Origin of the sequence: Kitasatospora sp. NPDC048296, assembly GCF_043201815.1 — a bacterium.
Classification (GTDB): domain Bacteria; phylum Actinomycetota; class Actinomycetes; order Streptomycetales; family Streptomycetaceae; genus Kitasatospora.
The window spans coordinates 235,758-242,850 of sequence record NZ_JBICZB010000005.1 but is presented as its reverse complement, the minus strand read 5'-3'; the positions used below and the strand labels follow the sequence as shown (position 1 = coordinate 242,850).

The 7,093-nt window shown below is 69.2% G+C and carries 8 protein-coding genes; all 8 read left to right on the top strand.

Annotated elements, in window-relative coordinates:
- Positions 1-156 precede the first annotated feature (156 nt).
- Entirely contained in the window at positions 157-1,476 is a 1,320-nt protein-coding gene (locus ACGF12_RS06450; protein ID WP_393026319.1) for a putative T7SS-secreted protein, read from the top strand.
- Entirely contained in the window at positions 1,466-2,152 is a 687-nt protein-coding gene (locus ACGF12_RS06445) for a hypothetical protein (RefSeq protein WP_393026316.1), read from the top strand. The genes ACGF12_RS06450 and ACGF12_RS06445 overlap by 11 nt, the downstream gene beginning before the upstream one ends.
- Entirely contained in the window at positions 2,149-3,048 is a 900-nt protein-coding gene (locus ACGF12_RS06440; RefSeq protein ID WP_393026315.1) for a hypothetical protein, read from the top strand. Before ACGF12_RS06445 ends, ACGF12_RS06440 begins: the two co-directional genes overlap by 4 nt.
- Positions 3,049-3,181: 133 nt before the next feature.
- The gene (locus tag ACGF12_RS06435) at positions 3,182-3,421 is read left to right on the top strand and encodes a hypothetical protein (protein ID WP_393026312.1); all 240 of its coding nucleotides are present in this window, start codon (positions 3,182-3,184) and stop codon (positions 3,419-3,421) included.
- A 113-nt stretch (positions 3,422-3,534) separates the two neighbouring features.
- Positions 3,535-5,154, top strand: a complete 1,620-nt coding sequence (locus tag ACGF12_RS06430; RefSeq protein WP_393026309.1) for a hypothetical protein — start codon at positions 3,535-3,537, stop codon at positions 5,152-5,154.
- 16 nt (positions 5,155-5,170) lie between these two features.
- A complete protein-coding gene (locus tag ACGF12_RS06425) occupies positions 5,171-5,668 on the top strand; it encodes a hypothetical protein (protein WP_393026307.1) in 498 nt (165 codons plus the stop codon).
- A gap of 116 nt (positions 5,669-5,784) precedes the next feature.
- Entirely contained in the window at positions 5,785-6,369 is a 585-nt protein-coding gene (locus tag ACGF12_RS06420) for a hypothetical protein (protein ID WP_393026304.1), read from the top strand.
- Between the two features lie 30 nt (positions 6,370-6,399).
- Entirely contained in the window at positions 6,400-6,957 is a 558-nt protein-coding gene (locus tag ACGF12_RS06415) for a hypothetical protein (protein WP_393026301.1), read from the top strand.
- Positions 6,958-7,093 lie beyond the last annotated feature (136 nt).

Here is a 7,093-nt window from a genome sequence, read left to right as displayed (position 1 = left end):
GAGCAGGCCCTCTTCGCCTACATCGAGGGCTTCTATAACCCCCGGCGCCGCCATTCGGCGAACGGCCAGCTCAGCCCGGCCGAGTTCGAACGTCGTCACACCGCGAAGCCACCACATAGAGTGCTCTACGCAGTCGCGTAGCTCGCAAGCCCACCGGTGTCTGTCAGACCGGGGCAACTCCACGGCCTCGGCTTCGACCCGGCCCCCGGCGACCCCACCGCCGTGGCCGGCCTCAGCGGCAGCCTGCGCCGGGTCTCCCAGCACCTGACCGGCGTCCACACCACGCTCACCCAGATCTCCGACAACCAGGGCCAGTGGACCGGCGAGGCCGCCAAGTCCTTCGCCGCCCAGTTCGGCAAGCTCCCCGGCTACCTCCAGGACGCCGCCGACTCCATCACCGCCGCCTACCAGGCCCTCGACACCTGGTACCAGACGCTCAACGAACACCAGCCCAAGGCCGCCGAGTTGGCCCGCGCCGCGGTCGCCGCCAAGCAGGGCAAGGAACAGGCCGAACAGGCCCACCGCACCGCGGCCGCCGCCCCCGACCTCGAACTGGCCGGCAGGAGCTTCCCCGACGACGCCTCCCTCGCCGCCGCCGAACAGCGCTACACCGCCGCCAAGAAGCACCTCGACGAGGCCACCAGGCTGGTCAACAGCGCCACTTCGACCCTCACCGGCCTGCAGAGCCAGGCCCACGAGCTCGCCGAAGGCCACAAGTCCGACGCCCGCAAGACCGCCACCGCCATCCGCAAGGCCGCCGACAGCAAGGCCCCACCGGAGCCGGGCCGGCTCAGCAAGGTCGGCACCTGGCTGAAGAGCCACGGCGCCGACCTGCTGACGGTGGCCGCGGGCGTCTGCGGCGTCGCGGCGATCTTCTTCCCGGCGTTCGCCCTGCCGGCGATCCTGCTGAGCGTCGCGGCGGCGGGTTGGCACGGGACCAAGTTCATCGCCGAAGGAAAGCTCCTTCCGCCGCAGAAGAACATCGGCAACTGGCTGACGCTGGGCGGTGACCTCCTCGGCGCGATCCCCGGAGCAGGCGTCGCCAAGTCCGGCTGGACCGCGGCCCGGGAAGCGAGCGCTGCCGGTGCGGGCCTGCGTGGAACGGTGAGCGCCGGAACGACCGAGGTCCGGGTCGCCGCCCGAGCCGCCGACCCGGCGAATCCGATCTTCACCAAGACGATCGAGAAGCAGGCCATCAAGTACGGGGTCTCCAAGGAAACTGCGATGGACATCTCCGACGGCGTCCAGGCCGTCACCACCGCCGGGCTCAACGCACCGACCGCATACGCCCTCACCAAGGACAACCCGAGCGACGACCTCAACGGCGCGGTCAACTACACCACCGGCGCCAACAATGTCGTCGGCTCCGTCGGCGTCGGCTCCGGCGGTGGCAAGCTCTATCCCGTCGTCGGCACCGTGGCCGCCGTCGGCAGCCTGCTCGGCATGGGCGGATGGGCGGCGGGCTATGGCCGTTGAGACCTCCGAGTCCACGGTCCCCCCGTTCTGGCTGTCCCTGCCCGCGGGCTTCACCTCCCTCGACCTGGACGAGGACCCCGGCGACCGGATGGAACGCACGGCGGAGATCCTGGACACCGTCTTCCCGACTGCTCACCCCGAGCAGAAGCTCAGCGTCGTGATCGCCGCCGAAACCGCCCTGCAGGCGCAGCTGCGCGAGGGCGCCGTCCATGTCTCCAGCTGCCTGGTCCGGGCCGAGGACGGCGAGCCGATCCACGGCATGTTCGCGGTCTTCGTCCGCCCGCAGGAACTCGGCCCACGCGGCAGCTACCCCGACCGCGCCGCCGAGGAGTTGGCCGAGGCCTGGCCGGACGCCGACGTCGGCGTGGTGGACCTGCCCCTCGGCCGCGCCGCCCTCGCCGCCCGCGAGCTGACCGTCCCGGTGCCCGGCGTGGTGTGGGGCGTGCCCGAGTCCACCGTCAGCACGGTGCGTCAGCTCGAACTGCTGATCCCGCACCCGTGGAGCCCGCACGTGGTCGTCGCGGTCTTCACCACCGAGGACCTCGACTACTGGCCCGAGTGGCTGCCGCTGCTCGCCGAAGCGTTCCGCGGTATCTCCTTCCACCCGCCCCGGGACACGAGTCTCGACGATCTGCCGCCCGAGCAGTGGGACAACATCCGGAAGGCCTTCGGATGACCGTCACCCGAGGCGACCGGACCACGCGCACCGGCAACGGTTGGCTCCGCCGCGCCCTCGCGCTCATCGGCATCCTGACCTGCCTGTACGTCGGCGTCGTCCTCGCGTACGTCTACGTCGGCACCATCGTGGCCGTCGCCTTGGGGTTCCTGTACCTCGTGGCGGTGGGTATCGGAGTCTCGAAGCTCGGAGCTCCCGGCAGCGACCCCGAGTTCAAGGAGGTCGGCGGCTCTCTGGCCCTGGCCGTCCTCGTGCTTCTGATGGCCACCGGGGCGGGTGCGGACGCCTGGCACAACATGGTGCTGTCCTCGGGCCGGGACGTGCGCGCCGTGGTCGTCACCGAGCACGTCGAAAAGTCCTCGCGCGGATCGACGACGCGTACGTACACCCTCGTGTCGAGGGGCGAAGGAACCGTCCCGGGCGGGCCGTTGAAGCCCGATTCCGAGCGGTTCGAGTCCGGCGACACGGTCACCGTCCGGATGGACCCGGCCGGCCGCGTCGCGCCCAAGCTCCCGGGTGAGGCCGACTCACCGGCCTCCCTCTGGCTCGCCATCGGGCTCAACGCAGGCTTCGCGCTCATCCTCCTCTGGTTCGCTCACATCGACAGCCGTCCACGCCGGATGCCCCGCCCGGCCGGACCTTGGCGGGAGGGCCTGCGCCGACTTGACGGGCTACCGCTCGCCGCGGTGGCGACGGCGGTCTCGGTGCCCTGGCTCCTGCTCTTCCTGCTCGTCCGCGACAACCTCGGCTTGGCCCTGATGGTCGCCGTCCCGTATCCGTTCGCCGCGATGGCGGCCGACGGTGCACTGGCCCGCGACGAGGACCGGAAGCGGCCGCAGGGGCTGGTCATCCTCCTGGTCGTCGCGGTCTTCGCCCTGGGCGGCCTGATCCTCTAACACTTGGTCAAGAAATCCCCCAGAACCCGCAAAGTGACGGTCGTCACACGAACCGTCCACAACCCCGGCCCTCTGACCAGGCATCTCACCCCTCACTGCTAATGACGCGACAAGAAGTACGGGGGATGACGCCATGGCAGATGACGCAGCGAAGGCCGGCGGGCCGCAGTTCAAGATCGCGCCGGGTGATCTGAAGGACGCCGCGCCGACCTTTGAGACCCAGAGCAAGGCACTCAAGGACGCGCTCGACAAGCTCAAGAAGAGCCTCACCGAGGACGGGGCCCCCTGGGGCAGCGACAAGAGTTCGCGACGGCCTACAACACCCCGCACGACCACGTGCTCTCCGCGCTCGACGTCCTGGTCAAGGGCCTGAACAGCATCAACGAGGGGCTGCACGCCCACGCCGACAACCACACCGGCGCCGACAACCAGGCCAAAAAGAACATGACGATATGAGCGGCGCCCGCTCCCGGACGGGAGCAGCGCGTGGGTGAGTCCACGGCGGCGAAGGCCGTCCAGAAGCTCACCGGCATGTGGTGGCCGGACGCCGACCCGGACAAGCTGCGCAAGGTCGCGGACGCCTGGGAGGCGATGGCCACCGCCATCGACAACGTCACCGTGCCCACCAACCAGGCCGCCGCCGCGATCGTCGCGAACAACCACGGCCCCGCCATCGACGCCTTCGGGAAGTTCTGGGGCCAGTACTACGGCGGCAAGGACAGCGCCGGCAAGGGCAAGGGCTGGCTCCCCGAAACCGCCGACGCCTGCCGCAGCCTCGCCAAGGCCCTGCGGGACTTCGCCACCGAGGTCGACAAGGCGATCAAGAAACTCGAAGAGGAAGCCACGATCGTCGGCGCCACCCTCGTCGCCGGCACCGCCCTCGCCTTCTTCACAGCCGGGCTCTCCGAGGCCGCCGCCGGGGGCGCCGCGGCCGCCATCGTCGCCACCGCCGCGGGCCTGGGCGTGACCGTCTCCGAGACCATCGCGACCATCGCCGCCACCGTGCTGGTCGGCGCCGCGTTCGGCGCCGTCGAGGCCATCACCGTCGACCTCGCCGTCGCCCAGCCGATCCGGGTCGAGTTCTTCGACGACGGCGGCTACAGCTTCAACGAGGCCCTCGACTCCGCCGAGACCGGCGGCATCATGGGCGGCGCCGGCGGCGGCCTCGGCGCGGGCGGAAAGGCCCTCGCAGCCGCCGCCGAAGGCGCCGACAACGCCTCCGTCGCCCTCGCCGGCCTCGCCAAGGTCGCGAACGCCGCCGACACCCTCCCCGGCCGCATGGTCACCGGCGCAGGCCTCAGCTACGGCTACGACGCGGCCTTCAAGACCGGCCCGGTCATGCCGCTGGACCTCATCCTCGGCGCCGTCGGCGGCGCGGCAGGACCACGCAGCTCCACCAAGCGGCCCGAGGTTCCTGCGCCGACCGAGCCAACCGGCGGAGTGCGCCCCGGCACCTCGGGCGCGAACCTGACTCCGGACCGGGTTCCGCCGAGCTCGGAAGGCATCCCGGCCGGGGACCTCAAAGCGGAATACGCCACACTAAGCGACCCGGAGGCACTGCCGAAATACGAGCAGATCCGCGCGATGACGGACGATGTACCTCGGATCGCCGAGAACTTGGAGATCGATGAGAATATCGTCGCCAAGGCCAAGGAGCACCTTTTCCTGACCAAGCACAAGGTTCAGTTCGGCCCCGGAAAGGCAGTCGACGGGGAGTACTTCAGCGCCCACAGCTCATTGGCCACCTACTGGCTTCGCGCCAGGAACTGGAATGTCTCGGAGTCGACCGCCGGAATCGTCCGTGGCATCATTGCCCACGAATACGTCGAGAGCCTCCTCATGAAGGCCGGTCTACCGTACCGTTCGGAGGATCCAAGCGCATGGGTAGATGACTACAAACCTCTCCCGGGCAATGTCGGTGCACACGAGTTGGCCCCGGAATCCGGGAGCAGCTTCGATCACACGCTCGACGGCACGCTGAAGCACTGGAGGGGGCTCGGGATCGAGCCGCCAGACGTGCCGATCGCAAAAAACCTCTCAAATATCGATCTATTGGCCCAATCGGCCCTGGAGTGGTGGCACGCAAATGAGCAAAAGTCTCACTGACGCAATGATGGAACGCTTGGCCGACATCAGGTGGACCAACCTGGAAGGCCGCAATGCGCATGTGGCCTCCCGGTCCCGGCTGATGATCGAATACCTTCGCAGGGCCTCGCTCTGGGCCGAGGCGCTGGGCGGTCCGCCGAAGTGGCCCATCTTCGACATCGCCGGGGCCCTCGCCCCGGACGTCCGGGTGGACCCCGAGGTGGCCGAGCGGCTTGAGGAGTTCCTTATGGCACACGTCGGCGGCATCGAAACTGAGAACGCCTGCCGCGCGGCTATCCGGTGGGCAACTCTTCGGGACACTCCCGGGGTGCGACTTCCCGACCTGCCGGATCCGTTCGAGCCCCTCTTCCTCGTGTACGAGCGAGGTGGGGAGGTCATCGCCGACGAGAGCCGGGCCTTCAACTTCGGCGGACGATCCGTACGGATCAAGCCCTGGCGTGAGCACCTCTCCGCAGAGCCGGCGATCTCCCTCGATACCGACACTCTCGACGCCGTGGACAACGAGGAAGGTTAGGCCCGTTTTCCATTGCGGAACCCGACTGCAGCTGCCTACGTTGGCGGCTCCGGCCCGGCCGGAGCCGCCAACACTCCGAACCGTCCGAGCGCTCGCGCGAAAGGACACGGCCTCAAATGAGTTCGGACGCTGTGCAGTCCATGGTTGATCGTCTCAAGGCCATCAGCTGGAGGTCGCCTGTCGAGGCCCTAGAGAAGAGCTACTCCCGCGCGGCGCTGATGGAGGAGTATTTCCGGCGGGCCGCGCTCTGGCTCGACGTCTACGGAGACCCTCAGCGGTGGCCCTTCTTCGACCTCGCGGAAATCGTGAACCCCGCCGTCCATGCCGATCCTGCGGTGATCGCGGACATCGAGGACTTCATCGATGAAGCCTCCGGCTCGTCGTACGCCATGGACAGCGGCGCGGCCGCCGTCCAGTGGGCAGCCCTGACCAGCACGCCCGGGGTGCGGCTGCACCCGCTGCCGGACCCCTTCGAGCCCCTGCTCCGACTCTACGAGCGCGGCGGCTCCAACTTCCGCCTCACCAACGGCTTCATCGACTTCGGCGTGATCATGGTCCCGCGTGGCAACTGGCGCACGCACCTGTCCCCGACCCCCATTGTCGAGCTGAACGACGAAGCCCTCGACTCGCTAGACGAGCGCAAGTGGGCCGAATTCAACGCACTGGCAGATCGCAGTAACCAGTCGGCCGGCCACAGCTGACCAACCCCCGCAGGAAAGGGCCGACACGGCATGAGCACGGCGATGATGGACCGCCTGGCCGCCATCAACTGGACGCACCGGGCGGGCCACGACGCGCATGCGGGCTCCCGGTCCCGACTGATGGTCGAGTACCTTCGCCGCGCCGCGCTCTGGGCCGAGGTGCTGGGCGGTCCGCCGAGGTGGCCGTACTTCGACATCGCGGGGGCCCTGGCCCCGGAAGTCCGGGTGGACCCCGCGACGGCCGAGCGGCTTGAGAAGTACGTCGAGGAGCACGTCGACGGCGTCTCGGCCGTGTTCGTCTGCCGCGCGGCCGTACGGTGGGCGACGCTGCGGAACACACCGGGGGTGCAACTTCCGGTCCTGCCAGATCCATTCGAGCCCCTCCTCCTCATGTACGAGCGGGGCGGAGAAGTCCTCTATGACGACAGCTGGGCCTTCAACTTCGGCATCCGGCGAGTGCAGATCAAGCTATGGCGCGAGCACCTCTCCGCAGAGCCCGCGACCGCAGTCGACCCCGCCACCCTGGACGCCCTCGACCACGAGTACGAACGGGCCCGCGTCGACCGCCGACAGACCGCAGCAGACTGAACGTGCCATCGTTGGCGGGGCCCGCCCCGCCGGGGCCCCCCAAACACCCCACCCGCCGGGCGGCCGGCCGCAATGGCCCCGCCACAAAATAGGTTGGGAGCTGTGCCGGGCCCTGGTGTTAGTCGCAAGGCCCAAC